The following is an 18031-nucleotide window of genomic DNA, read 5'->3' as shown; positions in this document are numbered from 1 at the left end:
TTGTGTTGTGGGAAAGGAGGAAATCCATGAGCTCTGCCAAAGCCGCGGCGGTGCGTTCCTTCGGGAAGTTTTCCGCCTCGTCGCTCTCCTCCAGCGTGGTGGACCTGGGTGCCTTCACGGTGCTGTGCGCCCTGCTGCGGCCCTACCTGGGCGGGGGTCCGGCCATCGTGGCGGCTACCATTCTGGCGCGGGTGCTATCGTCGCTGTGCAACTATCTGCTGAATTACTTCCTTGTCTTCCACAGCCACACTTCCCACGGCAAATCCGCCAGCCTCTACACCGTCATCACGGTGCTCAAGACCCTGGCCAGTGCCCTGCTGGTGGCTGTCCTGGCCGGGTGGCTCCCCGCCGGCATCCCCGAACTGGCCGTGAAGATCCCGGTGGATGTGGCGCTGTTCTTCGCCAATTATCTGGCCCAGAAAACCTTTGTCTATTGATAAAAAAATCCCGGACCCAACAGGTCCGGGATTTTTCGTTTACAGGATCCAGTTCAGGATCAGCAGCAGCGCCAGCATGCCCACGTTGCACACCGTGAACCAGATGAGGTAGGTGTTGCGCCGTTCGGGGCTGTTCTGGGCCACCAGCTTATAGGAGATCAGGCTGGCCATGGAGGCGATGAGAGTCCCCAGACCGCCCAGATTGCAGCCGATGAGCAGCCCCTTCCAGTCTTCGGTAAAACCGGAGAGCAGCAGGGCCGCGGGCACGTTGCTGATGACCTGGCTGGCCAGCACCGACACCGCCACCACATGGCCGTCCAGCACCGAGGCGATGAAGTCCTTGAACCAGGCCACGCTGCCCAGGTTGCCGATGAAGATAAAGAAAGCGATGAAGGTGCCCAGCAGGGAGTAATCCACCTTGGCCAGCACACCCCGGTCATAGAAAGCCAGGAACACAGCGGCAATGGCCGCGATGATGAGCGGCGGCAGCACATCGAAAATGCCCAGCAGACAGAGGGCAAACCCGGCGCCGTAGACCGCCAGCGTGCGGGGCGGCGCCAGTTTGCTCTGGACGGTGGCCGCCTGCACCGGCACCGAGTCGCACCGCAGGATGAGCAGCGCCAGGCAGACCGCCGACAGCAATGCGTAGGGCAGCATCAGGCCCACCAGCTCCAGAAAGGACGTGCCGGATTTTGTGTAGAGATACAGATTCTGGGGGTTGCCCATAGGGGTGAGCATGCTGCCCAGGTTGGCCGCCACCGTCTGGAGAATGACCAGCGGCACCACCAGCCAGTCCTGCCCGGCCATATGCAGCACCACCAGGGCGAAAGGCACAAAGGTGATGAGGGATACGTCGTTGGTGATGATCATGCTGCAGAAAAAGGGCAGGAACACCAGCACAAAGAGCATTTTGCGGGTGGTGTCGGTGCGGCGCAGCAGACAGTTGCCCAGCCAGACAAAAAGCCCGGCCTTCTGGAATCCCTTCATCACCGCCATCAGGCTGAAGAGCATGGCCAGGGTGTCCCAGTCGATGTAGCCTGCATAGGCCGCGCTGGGCGGGTTGAAGACTACCGAGATCACCGCCAGCACCGCCGCGATGCACAATACCGTTTCCTGCTTGAAAAAGGCAGCACACCGCTGCCCGAATCCGCTTTTCATGTTTCCATGCCTCATTTTCAACCAAATTTCCTACGGTATTATAGAAAACGGGCGGCGGACTGTCAATTCTCTTTTTACACAAAAATCCCGCCGGGCACACAGGCCCGGCGGGATTCGGGTTAGGGAGGATCACTCAGCAGGCGGCACGTCGATTTCCATATCCGCCCGCGGGTAGGTCACACAGGGGTGGATCCAGCCGAACTTGCGGTCGGCGGCCCGGCGGCCGTCCCGGCCGTCCGCCACCAGATAATCGCCGCCCAGCCACTTGCTGTGGCAGTAGCCGCAGCCGCCGGCCCGGCACTTGTTGGGCGCCTGGATGCCGGCCCGCTCCATGGACACCAGCAGCGTCTCGTCCTCCCGGGCGGGCACGGTGTAAACCTTGTCCCGGATGTGGACGGTGAGGGTGAAGGTGCGGGGGTTTTCCACCGCGCAGGCACCGCAGCAGGTGGCGTCCTTGCGCACTGCCTTCACCGGCAGGTGCAGCGGCGCCAGTTCTTTCTGGATAAAGGCGTACATGGCCGCCGGGCCGCAGAGGAAGAAGGTCACATCCTGCAGGTCGGCGTATTTTGCCATCAGCTCCGCCGAGACAAACCCGTGCTCGTAGCCTTCCCGGGTCTCGTCGCTGAGGACGTAGACCACCTGGAGCACTCCTTCGGCGGCCAGGGCGTCCAGCTCGGCCTTGTAGGCCAGATGGGCCTCATCCCGGGCGCCGTAGAAAAGCAGCATCTCGTAGGGTTCGTCCCCCTCCTTCCGGCTCTTGGCCATCGAGAGGAAGGGCGTGATGCCGCTGCCGCCCGCCACGCAGAGGATCTTTTTGTGATCCCGCAGCGTCTCGTAGTGAAATTCCCCGGCGGGCTCGGTCATGAGGAAGCGGTCTCCCACCTTGGCCTGACGGTTGAGGTAGTCTGAGAAGAATCCGGCATCCTCGATGCCCAGGGTCAGCTTGTTCTGCAGCGCTTCCCGGGGGCTGGAGGAGATGGAGTAGGGACGGCTGACCACGCTGCCCTCCACGGTGCCCTGCAGCGAGACATACTGCCCCGCCCGGAAGAAGGGAAACGCATCGGCATCGGTGCGGCGGAAGGTCAGTTCGGTCATCCGGTCGGTGAGGGCACGCACGGCGGTGACCTCCACCTCCATGCGGCCGGGATGCAGCGCCTTGGCCAGCTCGTTGACCCGGTACTGCTGGGGCAGCGGCGTATCGGCGCCGGAAGCCAGCTCCTTGCGGCGGTTGGGCACCAGCTTGGTGAAGCGGAGCATATCCATGAATCCGAAGATCTGTTTTTTGAAGTTCATATCACTGCGCCTCCTTCTTGAGATCGCCCACCGTCTGGCGGCCGGACAGATCGCCCGACACATAGGCACTGGAATAGCCGCTGGAACGCATGGCGTAGCCGCCGGCAAACCGCAGACCCGGGCAGAGGGCGGCGTCCTCCTTCATCATCATCATGCGGGGCATCAGGCTGTCCCAGCCGGCGGTCTCGTAGCCATAGATGACGCCCTCGGGATGGCCGCAGTACCGCGCGTAGGTCGTGGGGGACGCCACGGCGATCTCCTCGATGGCATCGCGGATCTTGCAGCCGGTCTCCCGCTCAAAGACGTTGATCATATCCTCTGCCAGGCGGTCCTTGGCCTTGAAGTAGTCCGTCTCGGAGACATTGCCCCAGTCGTCCGACATGATGAGGGTGGTGAAATACATCATGCAGGTGCCCTCGGGGGAGCACTCGGGGTAGGCGTTGTTCAGGCAGACGGTGGCCTGGGCATGGTTGGTGGAAACCTTGCGCATCAGGTCGTACTGTTTGGCGGTGTCGGCGGTATCGTAGATGAAGTAGTTGTGGCTCTTGATGCCCAGTTCCTCGGCGGATTTGTTGAGTCCCAGGAAAAGGGTGAAGCCGCGGCCCGCGAAGGTCCGGGCGTTGGTGGCGCGGACCTGGGCCTCGGTGACGGACTTCTTGTCCAGCATCTTGCCAAAAACCAGGTGCGGGGCACAGTTGGCGATGACATGGCGGGTCTCGATGACGGTGCCGTCGGTGAGCTGCACGCCGGTGATGGCCCGGTTGGCATCGGTGAGGATGGACGCAGCCTCGGAATGATACCAGATGTCACCGCCCAGCTCCCTGATGCGGGCGTCCATGGCCAGGCTGATCTCGTGGGAGCGCATCTTGGGCATCCAGGCATCCCGGGTAATGTAGCGGATGACCATGGAGCCGTAGTGCAAAAAGCTCAGCCGGTCGCAGTCCACGCCCAGATAGCACCAGTAGGCGTTGAGGATGTCCTGGGCCGCCTTGGGCATCTTCAGGGCGTCCAGCACCTCATTCACCGAGTAGCTGCCTGCCTTGATGAAGTTGGGGAAATGGGACTTCATATAGTCCGAATCGGTGTTGCCGTTCACCGAGTTGGAGTAGGTCTGGGCGTCCCGCACCTCGTTGCAGAGTTCGAAGAATTCCGTCATGGATTTGCGGGAACCCGGCACATACTGCTCCATCTTGTCGATGAAGGCCTCCACGCCGAAGGGCATCTCGCAGTCATATTTCTTGTCGGTGGTGATCAGGTGGTAGGCCTCGGGGATGCGGATCCAGTCGATCTTGTCCTCCACCCCCAGGTCCCGGAACAGCGTGCGGATGTCGCCGGGTTCGGTGGGCGAACCGAAGTCGTTGAGCTCGTGCAGGCTGGCCTCGAACTCGAAGCGCCCCCGCTTGAAACTGGTGGCAAAGCCGCCGGGCAGATTGTGCTTTTCCAGCAGCAGGCAGGAATACCCGCCCTGCAGCACCCGGATGGCGGCGGTCAGACCGCCGTTGCCGGCGCCGATGACCACCACGTCATAGCGTTTTGTGTTTTGCGTTTCCATAAAAACCTCCTTGCAAATCACAGGATCAGATGGCGGGAACGCCCCAGCCAGTACTGCAGCTGGGCGTCGTCGGTAATGCCCTTGTAATGGCGCAGGATGATGATGTAAAACTCGGTCAGTTCGGCTTCGATCTGCGCCTCCGTGAGTTCGCAGTAGTCGGTGGCCAGCATGACGCCCATACCGTAACAGCGATACTGCATCTGGTGATGCATCCGGCGGGCGGTCTCGGGATCCATCTCCAGGTTCTGGCTGAGCAGCCGGATGGTCTCGTCAAAGTTGATGTCATCCAGCAGCGTCTCCCCCGGCGCCCGGCGGCGCAGATAGACGAACCGGAACAGTTCCTTCTCCTGCCGGGCAAAGTTCAGGAAATGGCGGCCAAACTCTTTATAGTTGCTGCACCGGAACTGCAGATAGTGCTCCCGCACATAGGGCAGCAGCGCTGCCCGCAGCTGCTCCACGTTTTCAAATTCGTAATACAGCGGCTGGGTGGAACACCCCAGCTCCCCCGCTATACTGCGCACCGTCAGCGCGCCCTCCCCTTTTTGCCGGATGATCTCTGTGGCGGCGCGCAGGATGTCCTCCTTCTCAATCTGTTTGGTACGCGGCATGGGTCCTCCTTTTTTGTAACAGGTGTTATTTTATGATTCCATTGTACCACGCCTTGTTAAAAAAGCAACAAAAATTTTGCCCATTTTGCGAATTTTTACAGCAAAAAAACAGCAGCGCCTTTCCGGGAAGGCACTGCCAGGGTTATGGGTGTTTGGGATGGGCGGCTTTGGGGGCTGTCAGGGCATAGCTTTCGCCGATGAGCTGGAACACTTGGTTCTCGGTCATGGATCCGTCCAGGATGATGCCGATCCAGTGGCGTTTGTTCATGTGGTAGGCCGGGACCACCGCCGGATAGGTGGATTTCCAGAAATCTCCCCAGCCGGGCTCCGCCTTGACGTTGACCCAGAGTTTTCCCTGGTGTTCAAAGATCAGGGCAAAGGATTTATGGTTGCTTTTGTGCCGCATGACGGTCCAGTTGGGGTCATGGAAGGGATAATCCTCCCAGGCGTCGGGCAGCTGCAGGCAGAGGCGGATCACTTGGGCACGGTCCATCTTGCTTTCCTCCTTGCTCACAGGTCCAGCGGCATCCCGCTGTGCAGCGGCTGCAGCTGATCCCCCGGAATTTTCAGCAGCCCACCCCGGGCGGTTTTGCCGGTACAGCGGCCGGCAGCGGTCCGGAATGTTGAGAATCCCGTTGTGGGCGCACCGGGGGCGTTCTCCATGAGTGTGATGATCCGCATGGGCCATTCCTCCCGTTTTTTGGTTCCAGTATAGCACAAAAGGCGGCACAGCCCAAGCTGTGCCGCCCGAAAGATCGCGCTTTTTTCCGATCAGCCGGTGACGGTGACCGAAGTGATGTGGGGGTTGACGCCCTCGTACCAGTAGAGGAAGCCCTCGGCATCGATGGTCTGGCCCACCTGCAGATTCTTCACGGCGCTGTACACGTCGGTGGTGTTGTCGCAGAGGTAGCTCTCCACGGTGAAGGTGTAGGTCTCGCCGTTGTAGGAAACGTTGAAGTACAGGTCGTCGCCGTCCTCACCGGAGCCGTCGTAGTTGTACAGGAAGGCAGCCTCGTTGCCGTTGGCATCGGTGCTGGGCTCCACGGTCAGGCCCTTGAAGGTGACCAGCTCGTTCTGATGGTCGATGAGCTCGTCGGTGCCCAGCAGCTCGGTGACATCCAGAGGCTCGGCCACGAAGGTGTCGGCGCCGTCCACGAAGGTAAAGGTCGCATCAATGATCTCCACCTCGCCGCTCCACTCGCTCTTGTAACCGGTGACGCGGATGCAGGTGCCCTGGGTCAGCTTGTCGTAGTCCTCTTCGGAGCAGGCCATGTCATAGGCAAAGTAGGCGCCATCCTGGTCCTGCAGATAGACGGTGGCGGTAGCCTGATCGGCGTACCAGGACTGCTTGGCCTGGACGTAGGCTTCGATGGTGACCTCGGTGTCCAGATCGGCGGCCATGTACTCGTCATAGCTCATCACGGTGCCGGCAGCGGCAGCCTCGGAAGTGGCCGCTTCGGAAGAAACAGCCTCGGACTCGGCGGCAGAGGCAGACTCAGACTCGGAAGCAGCTTCGCTGGAAGACGAAGTGCTGCCCGCACAGGCGGCGAGCGAGAAGGTCATGCCCAGTGCCATCAGCACAGACAAAATCTTTTTCATTATTCTTATCCTCCTTAACGGGACCGCAGTCAGGTGCGATTCCCTTGCTATTATACCGCAACGGGCAGGAAAATCAACCTTTTTTGCCCACATCAAGGCCTTTTTGCACCGTTTGGGCACGGCGGCGGCGCATCGTCTGGACCGCCAGGTAGGCAAGAATCAGCACCCAGGCCAGGGCCAGGCCTGCCAGCAGCGCCACCGCCGTGCCGGGCAGCGGACCGAGATCCGCCTTGCCGCCCGAGGGGGAAGCAGCGTCCAGATGGTAGAGAGACTGGGTATCGGCATAGAGGGACTGGATATAGGCTTCATCCACCGTCTGGCTGCGCCGCACCGACTTGGTCACGTCCTCGATGAGCTGACCCGCCGCGTCCCGCAGGGAGGCCGAGCCGTTGAAGACCGCCGTCACGAAGGTATCGTCCAGATGGTCCAGCAGCAGCTGCACGGCATCCAGCTTGACCTGGTAGTGGGTATCGTTGTCCTCTCCCGCCCGGCTCAGATAGTCCTGATAGTCGGGGTCCTGCTGGGCTTTGGTGGTCACCGGCACATAGCCCTCCGTCTCGGAGTAGGCGATCTGTACCTTGTCGGTGAGCAGATACTGGGCAAACAGCCAGGAGGCCAGCACCTCCTGGGGATCCTCCTTGTTGAAGATGCAAATCGACGGCCCCTGGGAGATCATCTGGGGATGGTCGGGGTCAAACTGGGGGATCATCCGCACTTCGGTGTCAAAGGAGACTACCTCGTCGGCGGCAATGTCCATCAGCGGCGCGTCGCTGCCCATCCAGGTGGAACCGGCGGTGGAGTCCACCGCAAAGACGCACTGCCCGGCGTTGAGGAAGTTGGCCGGGTAGCCGGAAATTTTAAAGGTGGAGAAGGCGCCGCTGGCCGTATGGGCGGCGATGCCCTCCAGCAGCTGGGTGGTGGTGTCGTTGAAGAGCTGGATGTCGCCGGTGGAGGTGGAGTAGCCCGCCCCCTTCTGGCGCAGCATCTGGATCATCATATTGTCGGTGGATTTGTAGAGGAACGGGATCAGCACCTTCTGGCCGTTGAGGCTGTAGACCCCGTCGGCCCCCTTGGTGGCGGCCGCCGCTTCCGACACTTCCCACACAAAATCCCAGGTCAGCACATCGGGGACTTCATAGCCCAGCGCTTCCACAAAATCCTTGTTGATGTAGCAGGCCTCGGTGGAGCGCATATAGGGGATGGCGTAGTAGCTGCCGCCCAGCTTACATTCCTCCAGGAACTGGGGCACGATCTCGTCCTGTGCGGGGCCGTCGTAGAGCAGCTCGTCACCGCCCAGACCGTAGTGCTCGTCGGCAAACAGGTCGTCCAGGGGTACCACTACGTTATCGCCGGTAAGGTAGGTGGCGATGTGGTCGGGATAGGTGATGCAGACGTTGGGAGTGGTGCCGGTGGAGATGTTGGTGATGACGTCGTTGTAGATATCGCCGTAGTCGGTGTAGAGCCGCAGCGTCACCGTAATGTTGGGATAGAGCTGCTGGAAATCCTCGATGGCCTGCTTATAAATGTCGGTCTGGGTCTTGTTGGTATCGTTCTTGGCCCAGAAGACCACCTCGTAGTTTTTCGAGGTGTCAAAGGAGTCCGGCACCGCGAAGGCCGCCTGTTCCCGGCGGCCGTGGCAGCCCGAGAGCGCCAGCGCCCCCAGCAGCAGCGCCGCCGTGCAGAGGGATATAAACTTTTTCATCCTTTGATGCCTCCCCGGGACGCGCCCTCCATGATCTTGTTGCGGAACGCCAGGAAGAGCGCCACCAGCGGCACCGAGATGACCACCACGGCGGCCATCATGGCGGGGATATTCTCCCGGCCGAAGCCCTCCTCCCGGATCTGCTGGATGCCGTTGGACACCAGGAAGTAGGCCTGATCGTCGGTGACCAGCCGGGGCCAGACGTAGGAGTTCCAGCATTCGATGAGCTTGAGAATCGTCACCGTGACGATGGTGGGGCGGCAGATGGGGATCATGACCTTCCACAGATATTTCAGGTCGGAGGTGCCGTCCACCTTGGCCGCCCGGTAGAGTTCGTCGGGCACCTGCTCAAAGCTCTCCTTGAGCAGGTAGATATAGAAGATGGAGGTGATGGAGGGCAGGATCAGGCCGGTGAAGGTGTTGCGCAGATCCAGGTTGGTGATGGTCACATAGTTGGTGATGACCACCAGTTCGCTGGGGATCATCATGAGGGACAGAAAGGCCCCGAAGAGCAGGTTCTTGCCCCGGAACTCCAGCCGGGCGAAGGCGTAGGCGGCCAGCGTGCTGACCACCACCATGGCCGCGGTGGTGATGAGGGCGAAGATCAGGGTATTGAGCAGATAGCCCCCCAGCGGCACCGCCGTGAAAGCCTGCTGATAGTTTTCCAGGGTGGGATGCAGGGTAAAGAACTGGGGCGTATGCTCCGAGTTGTAGGCACCGTAGCTCTTCAGCGAGGTGAGCACCATCCAGTAGAACGGAAAGAGCACCACCACGGCCCAGATGCTGAGTCCCAGATAGGTCAGCGCCTGGCGCAGCCCCGCTTTGCGGCCGGCCGCACGGCGCCGGGCTTCAAAATCTTCCGACATAGTACAGCCTCCTTAGTCGCGCAGCTGCCGGCGGGTGACCAGCAGGTTGATGCAGGTGATGGTGAGGACGATGACGAACAGGATGATGGCCGCCGCCGACGCGTAGGACGGGTAGCCGCCGCTGTCACCGTAGAGCATGTCGTAGACATAGCCCACGATGGTGTTCATCCCCGCGGCGTTGAGGTCGGTGCCGAAGAGGGCCACCGCGTCGCTGTAGGCCTTGAAGGCGCCGATGAAGCCGGTGATGACCAGATAGACGATCATGGGCGAGATGAGCGGCAGGGTGATGCGGAAGAAGATCCGCCGCCGGGAGGTGCCGTCCACCCGGGCGGCCTTGTAGTAGTCCTGGTTCACCGAGGCCAGCGCTCCGGTGAGCACGAGGATCTTGAAAGGCATGACCACCCAGATGGTATAGAAGCAGAGCACGAACATCTTGGCCCAGTGGGGACCGTTGATGAAGTCGATGGGTCCGGCGCCGAACCAGCGGAGCATGAGGTTCACAAGACCGTCGGTGTACTCGGTCTTCTGGAAGAGCACCATGAAGACCAGGCCCACGGCCAGGGTATTGGTGACGTAGGGCAGGAAGTAGACGGTCTGGTAAAGTTTGCGCAGCGGCCGGATGGAGCTGAGCCCCGCCGAGATCAGCAGCGCCAGCCCGGTGGAGATGGGCACTGTGATGATGACAAGAACGAAGGTATTCCGGACCGCCTGCAGGAAGTAGGGGTCGTGGAGCACATAGCTGTAGTTGTACAACCCTACCCCGAAGTAGGTCTGGGAGGCAAAGTTGAAGCCTTCCTCCACCGAGTAGATCAGCACGTCGATGAGGGGATAGACGAGAAACGCTCCCAGCAGTACCAGCGACGGCAGCAGGTAGAGCCACGCCTTGTGGGAATTGCGATGCATGGACAGTTTCCTCCCTTCGGGGTCGTCAGCCCTGGGTGCCGAAGCGGATGCGGGCTTCGGTCTGGTGATCAAACAGGAACACCTTGTCGGGGTGCAGGGTGAAGCGGACGGTACCGGCGGCATCGTCCACATCGTGGCGGGCGTTGACGATGGCCCGCAGGGTGTCGGTGGTGCAGGCGGGATGGGTGCAGACGATGCTCACGTCCCGGCCCAGGACCTCCACCCGGGAGAGTCCGCACACCACCGGGCCCTGGGGGTCGGGCACAAATCCCTCGGGGCGGATGCCCACCCAGACGTCGCCGTCCGGGGCGCCGGGCACGGGGAGCACATCTTGCCCGGCCAGCAGCAGCTGCTGGTTCCGGACCGTGCCCTCAAACACATTGATGGGCGGTGTGCCCAGGAATTTGGCCACAAACAGGTTGGCCGGGTCGTCGTAGACCTGCTGGGGTTTGCCCTGCTGCATGAGCAGACCATCCTTCATCACCACGATGCGGTCCGAGATGCTCATGGCCTCCTCCTGGTCATGGGTGACGAACAGGGTGGTGATGCCGGTCTTTTTCTGGATCTTGCAGATCTCCTCCCGGGTCTGCAGCCGCAGCCGGGCGTCCAGGTTGGAGAGGGGTTCGTCCAGCAGCAGCACCTTGGGCATCTTGACCAGCGCCCGGGCGATGGCCACCCGCTGCTGCTGCCCGCCGGAGAGTTCCTTCGGTTTGCGGTCCAACAGTTCCTCGATCTGTACCAGTGCGGCGGCCTCCAAAGCGCGGCGGCGCATCTCGGTCCTGGACAGCTTCTGGGCCCCTTTCAGGTTTTCCAGCGGAAAGGTGATGTTCTGCAAAACCGTCAGATGCGGGTAGAGAGCGTAGTTCTGGAACACCATCCCCACACCCCGCAGTTCAGGCGGCAGGTCGGTCACGTCCTTCCCGCCGAAGAAGATCCTGCCCTCCGTGGGGGTCTCCAACCCGCAGATCATGTTCAGCGTGGTGCTCTTGCCGCAGCCCGACGGGCCCAGCAATCCCACCAGCAGACCGTCCGGCACTTCAAACGTCAGCCTGTCCACCGCCGTGACCTCGCCGCGGGCTTTCCGGCCCCGGGCCGGGAAACGCTTGGTCAGGTCCTGCAACTGAATATTCATGCACTCCATCTCCCCTGTGCTTTGCGTTTTGTCCTTTATTATACAGGGTTTCGCCCCGCTTCACAAGGCTTCGGCCGGTTTTTGCCTCGATCCATGCTTGACACCCTGCCCCGGGGCGCGTAGGATAGGAGAGAAATTATACAAAACAGAGGTGTGGGAAAAAGCGTGTTTGAAAAAAATGTTTCCCTGACCAGCGGCAGCGTGGCCAGGGGTATGCTTGTGTTTGCGGTGCCCATCTTCTTCAGCAACCTGTTCCAGCAGCTCTACAACGCGGTGGACTCGCTGATCGTGGGCAACTTCCTGGGCGGTGAGGCCCTGGCGGCTGTGGGGTCATCGGGCAGCCTGATCTTTCTGCTCACCGGCTTCGTCAACGGCGTCAGTCTGGGTGCCGGCGTGCTGGTGGCCCGCCATTACGGTGCCAAGGACGACACCGCTCTGCGTCGGGCCGTTCATACCACGGTAGCCCTGGGCCTGGCCGCCGGTGTGGCCTTGAGCGTCATCGGCGTACTGCTGACGCCCCAGATCCTGCGCTGGATGGATACCCCCGAGGAGGTCCTGCCCAACTCCATCATCTACTTCCGGGTTTACTTTCTGGGTTCCCTGGCCGTGGTCATGTACAATGTGGGGGCCAGCATCCTGCAGTCGGTGGGCGACAGCCGCAGCCCCATGCGCTACCTGATCACCGCCTCGGTGCTCAACGTCATCCTGGACCTGTGGTTCATCGCCGGGCTGCACATGGGCGTGGGCGGTGCGGCCTTCGCCACCATCCTCTCCCAGACGGTCAGCGCCGTGCTGGCCTTCCGCCGCCTCTCCCTGACCAAGGAAGCCTACGGCGTGCACTGGCGGGAAGTCCGCTTCCACCCCGCCACCCTGCGGGCTGTGGTGGCCCAGGGCGTGCCCTCCGGCGTGCAGAACTCGGTCATCTCCATCGCCAACGTCATCGTCCAGGCCAACATCAACGCCTTCGGTGCCAACGCCATGGCGGGCTGCGGCGCCTACAGCAAGGTGGAAGGCTTCGCCTTCCTGCCGGTGACCTGCTTCTCCATGGCGCTGGCCACCTTCGTGAGCCAGAACATCGGCGCCGGTCAGCTGGACCGGGTGCGCCGCGGCATGCGGTTCGGCATCGTCTGCTCCACCCTGCTGGCGGAGTGCGTGGGCCTGGCCATGTTTACCCTGGCGCCCATCCTCATCGGCGCTTTCAGCGGCGAGGCGGATGTCATCGCTTTCGGCGTGCATCAGGCCCGCACCGTGTCGCTGTTCTACTGCCTGCTGGCCTTCAGCCACTGCTGCGCCGGCATCCTGCGGGGACTGGGCCGCCCCATGGTGCCCATGGTCGTCATGCTGGCCATCTGGTGTGCACTGCGCATCACCTACATCACCATCACGGTGCACTTCATTCCCCGGATCGCGGTGGTTTTCTGGGCCTATCCCATCACCTGGACCATCAGCTCGCTGCTCTTTGCCTGGTATCTGACCCACTGCCCCATGCCGGCCCCCGGCGGCGGTGCCCAGCAGCATCCAGCCTAATTTTCAGCAAGACAAAACGTGAAGAACTGTACAAAAAATCCATTGATTTTACGATGCAACGGGTGTATCATAGAATAAGCGCATCCTATGCAAAAAACACCGTAACCACTGAAACGGGCGAGGGTTTTCCGGTCGGTCTCCGGCCGGAGGACCCGCCGTTTTTTTTGCACAGGCACCGGCGCGGAGAGTAGAGAGAGGGAACATTATGCAAGTAGTAGAGACTTTCGGGCGGGCCGTGGAGTCCTGGAGCAACCAGAACCCCACCCGTGCGCGCAGACTGCTGCGCACCGGCTGGGAAGCCCAGAACCTGAAAAACCGGTTCAGCCCCGACAAACGCCTGCAGCCGGCGGACCGCAAGCTGGCCCGCATCATGATGGACGCCATGCTGGCCCCGCTGCAGGACCCCGACCATTCGGCCATGGTCAGCGTCTTCACCCCCTGTGAGATGCTCCAGGAGGTGGGACTGCACCCCTACAATGTAGAGGCGTTCTCCTGCTATCTGTCGGGCTCCCAGGCGGAGCGCGGCTTTCTGCAGCAGGCGGAGAACACCGGAATTTCCGAGACGCTGTGCAGCTACCACAAGACCTTTCTGGGAGCGGCCCAGAAAGGGGTGCTGCCCCAACCGAAGTGCATCGTCTACACCAACCTGACCTGCGATGCCAACCTGCTGACCTTCCGCACGCTGAGCCAGCTGTACCATGTGCAGCCCTTTGCCATCGACGTGCCCATGCAGCAGAACGAGGACAACGTGGCCTATGTGGCCGCCCAGCTGCGGGCGCTGGCCTCCTTCCTGGAGCAGCAGACCGGCCGCACCATCGACGAGGAAGCGCTGAAGGAGCGGCTGCGCCGTTCCAAGCGCACCCTGGAAAAATACCGCAGCTATCAGCAGAAGCGGGCCGACCGGTATGTGCCTACCGATCTGGTGACGCCGCTGTACTGCGGCATGACCAACAACATCCTGCTGGGCACGCCCCAGGTGGAAGCCTATGTGGACGAGCTGCTCCGGGACGTGGAGAAAGCTCCCGCCGCCAAGGGCAAGCGCATCTATTGGATGCACACCATCCCCTTCTGGTCGGACGCCATCAAGGAAGGCCTGCTCTTCCAGGAGGACGCCCAGATCGTAGGGTGTGAACTCAGCGAAGTATCCGAACCGGACTTTGATTCCGAACATCCCTATGAGGCCATGGCCCACCGGATGGTCTACCATGCCCTCAACGGCAGCGCGGTGCGCCGCATCGAGGCGGGCATCCGCCACGCCAAGCAGGTAAAGGCCGACGGCGTGGTGTGGTTCGACCATTGGGGCTGCAAGCACACCCTGGGCGCGGCCCAGCTGGCCAAGAAGAAGTTTGAGGAAGCGGGGCTGCCGCTGCTGATCCTGGACGGCGACGGCTGCGACCGCAGCCACGGCGGTGAGGGCCAGACCTCCACCCGCCTGGGCGCCTTCCTGGAGATGCTGAACGAACCGGGCCGCACCGAGGAAGGAGCGCAAGGATGAACAAAACCTATTATGTGTGCAAATATACGCCCATTGAACTGCTGACCGCTCTGGGTGCGGAGTGCGAGAACCTGAACGGCATGCAGGAGGGCTTTGACCGGGCCGATCAGCTGGCCCATTCCAACATCTGCGGTTTCGGCAAATCCCTGCTGGAAGCGGTGATGAGCGGCCAGGTCCACGAGCTGGTACTGGTGAACTGCTGCGACACCATCCGCAGCGTCTACGACGTCTTGGAGGAGAGCGGCAAGCTGGACTTCCTCTACATCGTGGACATGCTGCACAGCGGCGGCGAGTGCAGCCGGGAGCGCACAGCTGCCCAGCTGAAAGGGCTGGCCAAGGCCTACGCGGCCTACAAGGGCACGACCTTTGATGCCGATGCCTTCCGGGCGGCCTTCCATGCTCCCGAGAAGACCCGCGGTCCCCACATCAGCGTGCTGGGTGCCCGGATGGGCAAGGAGCTCTTCGAGATGGTGCAGAACGCCATGCCCTATCCCGTGGAGAACGAGACCTGCGTGCACAACCGGTCGGTGGGCGAGGTGCTGCCGCCGGAGGACGCCGACTTTGACGCCCTGATGGAGTGGTATGCCGCCGAGCTGCTGGGGCAGATCCCCTGCATGCGGATGATGGACAACACCGGCCGCAAGCGGCTTTTCAACGATCCCGACCTGAAGGGGATCATCTATCACACGGTAAAATTCTGCGATTTTTACAGCTTTGAGTACGCCCAGGTGAAACAGAGTGTGGCGGTGCCGCTGCTGAAGATCGAATCCGACTATACGCTGCAGAGCAGCGGTCAGCTGCTGACCCGTCTGGAGGCCTTTGCCGAGAGCATGGACCCCAGCCAGGGGGAGGAAAAGGAGATCAAGATGGGAAAAGGCTATTTTGCAGGCATTGACAGCGGTTCCACCAGCACCGACGTGGTGATCCTGGACAAGGAAAAGCAGATGGTCACCGGCGTGATTCTGCCCACCGGTGCCGGCGCTGCCGTGGGTGCTGAGCGCGCCCTGGAGCAGGCCCTGGAACAGGCCGGACTGCAGCGGGAGGACATCGATGCCATCGTCACCACCGGCTACGGCCGCACGGCCATCCAGGACGGCGACAAGAGCATCACCGAGATCACCTGCCATGCCCGGGGTGCCCACTATCTGGATCCCAGCGTCCGCACCGTCATTGACATCGGCGGTCAGGACAGCAAGGTCATCCGGCTGGACGAAAACGGCGCCGTGGTGAACTTCGTCATGAATGACAAGTGCGCCGCCGGCACCGGCCGCTTCCTGGAGATGATGGCCCGCACCATGGAGATGAACCTGGACGAGATGAGCAAGGCCGGTCTGCATTATAAGGAAGACATCACCATCTCCAGCATGTGCACGGTGTTTGCCGAGTCGGAGGTCGTCTCCCTCATCGCCCAGAACAAGCCCACCGACGACATCGTTCACGGGCTGAACAAGGCGGTGGCCTCCAAGACCGCCGCGCTGGCCAAGCGCGTGGGCGGCGAGGAGCGCTACATGATGACCGGCGGCGTCTCCAAGAACCAGGGTCTGGTCAAGACGCTGGAAGAAAAGCTGGGCACCACCCTGGTGGTCAGCGACAAGGCACAGCTCTGCGGTGCCCTGGGTGCCGCCCTGTTCGCCATGGATATGGTAACCACCCACTGAGTCTGCCAACAAAAAAGGCCTGCTTTCTTACGAAAGCAGGTCTTTTTTTGGTTTACCGCAGCAGTTCCGGGTCAATGGCGTGCTGTTTGAAGTAGTATTCCCGGTCGTTGTCGCTGACCGGGCGCAGCACCCGGCAGGGGTTGCCCACCGCCACCACATTGTCCGGCAGGTCCTTCGTCACCACGCTGCCCGCGCCCACCACCACGTTGTCCCCGATGGTGATACCCGGCAAAATCACAGCCCCCGCGCCGATCCAGCAATTCCTGCCGATGTGCACCGCCGCGTTGTACTGATACCCCTGGGCCCGCAGTTCCGGCAGGATGGGATGGCCCGCCGTGGCCACCGTGACGTTGGGGCCGAACATGGTGCAGTCCCCCACATAGATGTGGGTATCATCCACCAGGGTCAGGTTGAAGTTTGCATAGACATTTTTTCCGAAATGGACAAACTTGCCGCCGAAGTTAGCGTGCAGCGGCGGCTCAATGTAGCTGCCCTCACCGAACTCCGCAAACATCTCCCGGAGCAGAGCGGTGCGCTTTTCCCCTTCCCCCGGGCGAGTAGCGTTGTAGTCGTAGAGTTTTTCCAGGCACTTGGTTTGTTCCGCCACGATGGAGGGGTCGTTGGGCAGATACAGCGACACATTGTGCATCTTTTCCTGCATCGTCATACGTAGTCCTCCTCCAGATCCGCCTCTTGCTGTTCCGCCGCCAGATGGATGAGCTTGGCCATCAGCGGCAGATAGGTCACAAAGAAGAGCGGCAGCCCGACGGCCACAGCGGTCTTTTTATGTTTGGGCGGGACCATCGCGCCTATGACAATTCCCAGCCCCAGCAGGCAGAATTTGAGCAGGGCCATGGTCTTCCAGTCGGATTCCTGCAGAAAGCGGTCAGCCAATGCAAACAGTTTTTTCATGGACGGTCCCTCCTGTTCCATTTTTCTTCATTATGACAGATTACACACGTTGTGTAAAGAGAATTTTTGTTCCTTCTGCGGCAGTTTACGGCAGTCAAATACGGAAGGCGTCCTCCGCAGGGAGGACGCCTTCCGTTTCTATTTCTTCTATGGTATTCCTCAGAAGATGGCCCGGACTTCCGCTTCGGGCACCACGCTGGTGATGCCGCCGTGGGTCTGGGTGGAAAGGCTGGCCGCGCAGCAGGCAAAGCGGGTGATGGTGCGCAGTTCCTCCACCGTCAGGGCCTCGGGGGCCTTGCCCAGGTGCAGGAACTGGCTCATGGCGCTGCCGCCGAAGATGTCCCCGGCGCCTGTCGTGTCGATGACATGCAGTCCCGTGGGAGAAGGCACTTCGCAGCTGCCGTTGCGGTTCGCCACATGGCAGCCCTTGGGGCCTAAGGTGGCGTAGACCAGTTTCACGCCGTATTCCCCGAGGAGTTTCTGAGCGCCTTCCTCGGGAGAGAGGCCCCACAGGAATTCGATCTCCTCGTCGCTGATCTTCACAATGTCCGCCTGGTGCAGGCCCCACTCGATCTGCTCCTTGGCGGCCTCGTCGCTGGGCCACAGGGGCTTGCGCAGGTTGGGGTCAAAGCTGATGAGCTTGCCCTGCTTTTTGGCGTAGGCCACCGCGTCCCGGGTGGCCGAGCGGGCGGGTTCGCTGGTAAGGCTCAGGGTGCCGAAATGGAAGACCTTGCAGTCCTCCAGCAGGGCGGTGTTGACCTCCTCGCTGCGCAGACAGGTGTCGGCACCGGGCTTGCGGGCAAAACTGAAGGACCGGTTGCCGGTGGCGTCCAGCGTCACAAAAGCCATGGTGGTGAAGACCGCCGGGTCGATGATCAAACCGGTGGTATCGATGCCGATTTTGTCCAGCGTGCCTTTGAGCAGATGGCCGAAGGTATCATCCCCCACCTTCCCGATGAGGCCGGTGGTGCAGCCGTACTGCTGCAGCGCCGCCAGGAAGTTGCCGGGGGCGCCGCCGGGCTGGGCTTTCAGGGTGGGATAGCCCGCCTCGTCGGTGGAAACAGGGGCAAAATCAATGAGCAGTTCGCCCAGGGCTACAACATCTTTCATGGAAAACCTCCCTACAAAGCGCTTTCCTGCGCTTTATTCCTGACAGCATTATAGCACACATTCCTGCCGGCGTTAACGA

18 protein-coding genes are annotated in these 18031 nt (G+C 61.5%); 4 read left to right on the top strand and 14 right to left on the bottom strand.

Annotation, left to right across the window (positions count from 1 at the left end; genetic code table 11):
- Positions 1–26: 26 nt before the first annotated feature.
- Positions 27–437 carry a GtrA family protein gene (locus NQ490_RS10200; protein ID WP_007045676.1) on the top strand — a complete coding sequence of 137 codons (411 nt, stop codon included), beginning with the start codon at positions 27–29 and terminating at the stop codon, positions 435–437.
- Positions 438–476: 39 nt separating this feature from the next.
- Here NQ490_RS10200 and NQ490_RS10195 read toward each other — a convergent pair whose 3' ends face one another.
- The 11 genes from NQ490_RS10195 to NQ490_RS10145 all read right to left on the bottom strand — a co-directional run bounded on the left by NQ490_RS10195 (position 477) and on the right by NQ490_RS10145 (position 11250).
- Positions 477–1595 (bottom strand): SLC13 family permease, encoded by a 1119-nt coding sequence (locus NQ490_RS10195; RefSeq protein WP_007045675.1) that lies wholly within the window; start codon positions 1593–1595, stop codon positions 477–479.
- Between the two features lie 129 nt (positions 1596–1724).
- Entirely contained in the window at positions 1725–2888 is a 1164-nt protein-coding gene (locus NQ490_RS10190) for an iron-sulfur cluster-binding domain-containing protein (protein ID WP_007045674.1), read from the bottom strand.
- A gap of 1 nt (position 2889) precedes the next feature.
- On the bottom strand, positions 2890–4440 hold the full coding sequence (locus tag NQ490_RS10185) for a phytoene desaturase family protein (RefSeq protein WP_040917384.1): 1551 nt from the start codon (positions 4438–4440) through the stop codon (positions 2890–2892).
- A 17-nt stretch (positions 4441–4457) separates the two neighbouring features.
- The gene (locus NQ490_RS10180; RefSeq protein WP_007045672.1) at positions 4458–5048 is read right to left on the bottom strand and encodes a TetR/AcrR family transcriptional regulator; all 591 of its coding nucleotides are present in this window, start codon (positions 5046–5048) and stop codon (positions 4458–4460) included.
- A gap of 142 nt (positions 5049–5190) precedes the next feature.
- Positions 5191–5541 carry an MmcQ/YjbR family DNA-binding protein gene (locus NQ490_RS10175; protein WP_040917382.1) on the bottom strand — a complete coding sequence of 117 codons (351 nt, stop codon included), beginning with the start codon at positions 5539–5541 and terminating at the stop codon, positions 5191–5193.
- Between the two features lie 17 nt (positions 5542–5558).
- Positions 5559–5729 (bottom strand): hypothetical protein, encoded by a 171-nt coding sequence (locus NQ490_RS10170; RefSeq protein ID WP_007045670.1) that lies wholly within the window; start codon positions 5727–5729, stop codon positions 5559–5561.
- Between the two features lie 90 nt (positions 5730–5819).
- Positions 5820–6647, bottom strand: coding sequence for a hypothetical protein (locus NQ490_RS10165; RefSeq protein ID WP_007045669.1), 828 nt, complete (start codon positions 6645–6647; stop codon positions 5820–5822).
- Between the two features lie 73 nt (positions 6648–6720).
- On the bottom strand, positions 6721–8349 hold the full coding sequence (locus NQ490_RS10160; RefSeq protein ID WP_007045668.1) for an ABC transporter substrate-binding protein: 1629 nt from the start codon (positions 8347–8349) through the stop codon (positions 6721–6723).
- Complete coding sequence (locus NQ490_RS10155) at positions 8346–9215, bottom strand: carbohydrate ABC transporter permease (protein ID WP_007045667.1); 870 nt, start codon at positions 9213–9215, stop codon at positions 8346–8348. Before NQ490_RS10155 ends, NQ490_RS10160 begins: the two co-directional genes overlap by 4 nt.
- Before the next feature lie 12 nt (positions 9216–9227).
- Positions 9228–10118 (bottom strand): carbohydrate ABC transporter permease, encoded by an 891-nt coding sequence (locus NQ490_RS10150; RefSeq protein ID WP_007045666.1) that lies wholly within the window; start codon positions 10116–10118, stop codon positions 9228–9230.
- Positions 10119–10143: 25 nt separating this feature from the next.
- Positions 10144–11250 carry an ABC transporter ATP-binding protein gene (locus tag NQ490_RS10145; protein WP_040917380.1) on the bottom strand — a complete coding sequence of 369 codons (1107 nt, stop codon included), beginning with the start codon at positions 11248–11250 and terminating at the stop codon, positions 10144–10146.
- Between the two features lie 213 nt (positions 11251–11463).
- On the opposite strand from NQ490_RS10145, the gene NQ490_RS10140 reads away from it, so the two are divergent.
- The 3 genes from NQ490_RS10140 to NQ490_RS10130 all read left to right on the top strand — a co-directional run bounded on the left by NQ490_RS10140 (position 11464) and on the right by NQ490_RS10130 (position 15930).
- On the top strand, positions 11464–12777 hold the full coding sequence (locus NQ490_RS10140; RefSeq protein WP_007045664.1) for an MATE family efflux transporter: 1314 nt from the start codon (positions 11464–11466) through the stop codon (positions 12775–12777).
- Positions 12778–12982: 205 nt separating this feature from the next.
- Positions 12983–14272, top strand: coding sequence for a 2-hydroxyacyl-CoA dehydratase subunit D (locus NQ490_RS10135; RefSeq protein ID WP_007045662.1), 1290 nt, complete (start codon positions 12983–12985; stop codon positions 14270–14272).
- Complete coding sequence (locus NQ490_RS10130; RefSeq protein WP_007045661.1) at positions 14269–15930, top strand: acyl-CoA dehydratase activase; 1662 nt, start codon at positions 14269–14271, stop codon at positions 15928–15930. The genes NQ490_RS10135 and NQ490_RS10130 overlap by 4 nt, the downstream gene beginning before the upstream one ends.
- Positions 15931–15982: 52 nt before the next feature.
- On the opposite strand, the gene NQ490_RS10125 is transcribed toward NQ490_RS10130, so the two are convergent.
- From NQ490_RS10125 to NQ490_RS10115, 3 genes are all read right to left on the bottom strand, one after another.
- Entirely contained in the window at positions 15983–16597 is a 615-nt protein-coding gene (locus tag NQ490_RS10125; protein WP_007045660.1) for a sugar O-acetyltransferase, read from the bottom strand.
- The gene (locus NQ490_RS10120) at positions 16594–16842 is read right to left on the bottom strand and encodes a hypothetical protein (RefSeq protein ID WP_040917378.1); all 249 of its coding nucleotides are present in this window, start codon (positions 16840–16842) and stop codon (positions 16594–16596) included. Before NQ490_RS10120 ends, NQ490_RS10125 begins: the two co-directional genes overlap by 4 nt.
- A 159-nt stretch (positions 16843–17001) precedes the next feature.
- Positions 17002–17952 carry a carbohydrate kinase family protein gene (locus NQ490_RS10115; protein WP_007045658.1) on the bottom strand — a complete coding sequence of 317 codons (951 nt, stop codon included), beginning with the start codon at positions 17950–17952 and terminating at the stop codon, positions 17002–17004.
- Positions 17953–18031: the final 79 nt, after the last annotated feature.

This window comes from Subdoligranulum variabile (genome assembly GCF_025152575.1).
Taxonomy (GTDB): Bacteria; Bacillota; Clostridia; order Oscillospirales; family Ruminococcaceae; genus Gemmiger; species Gemmiger variabilis.
This window is presented reverse-complemented; position numbering and strand designations above follow the sequence as displayed.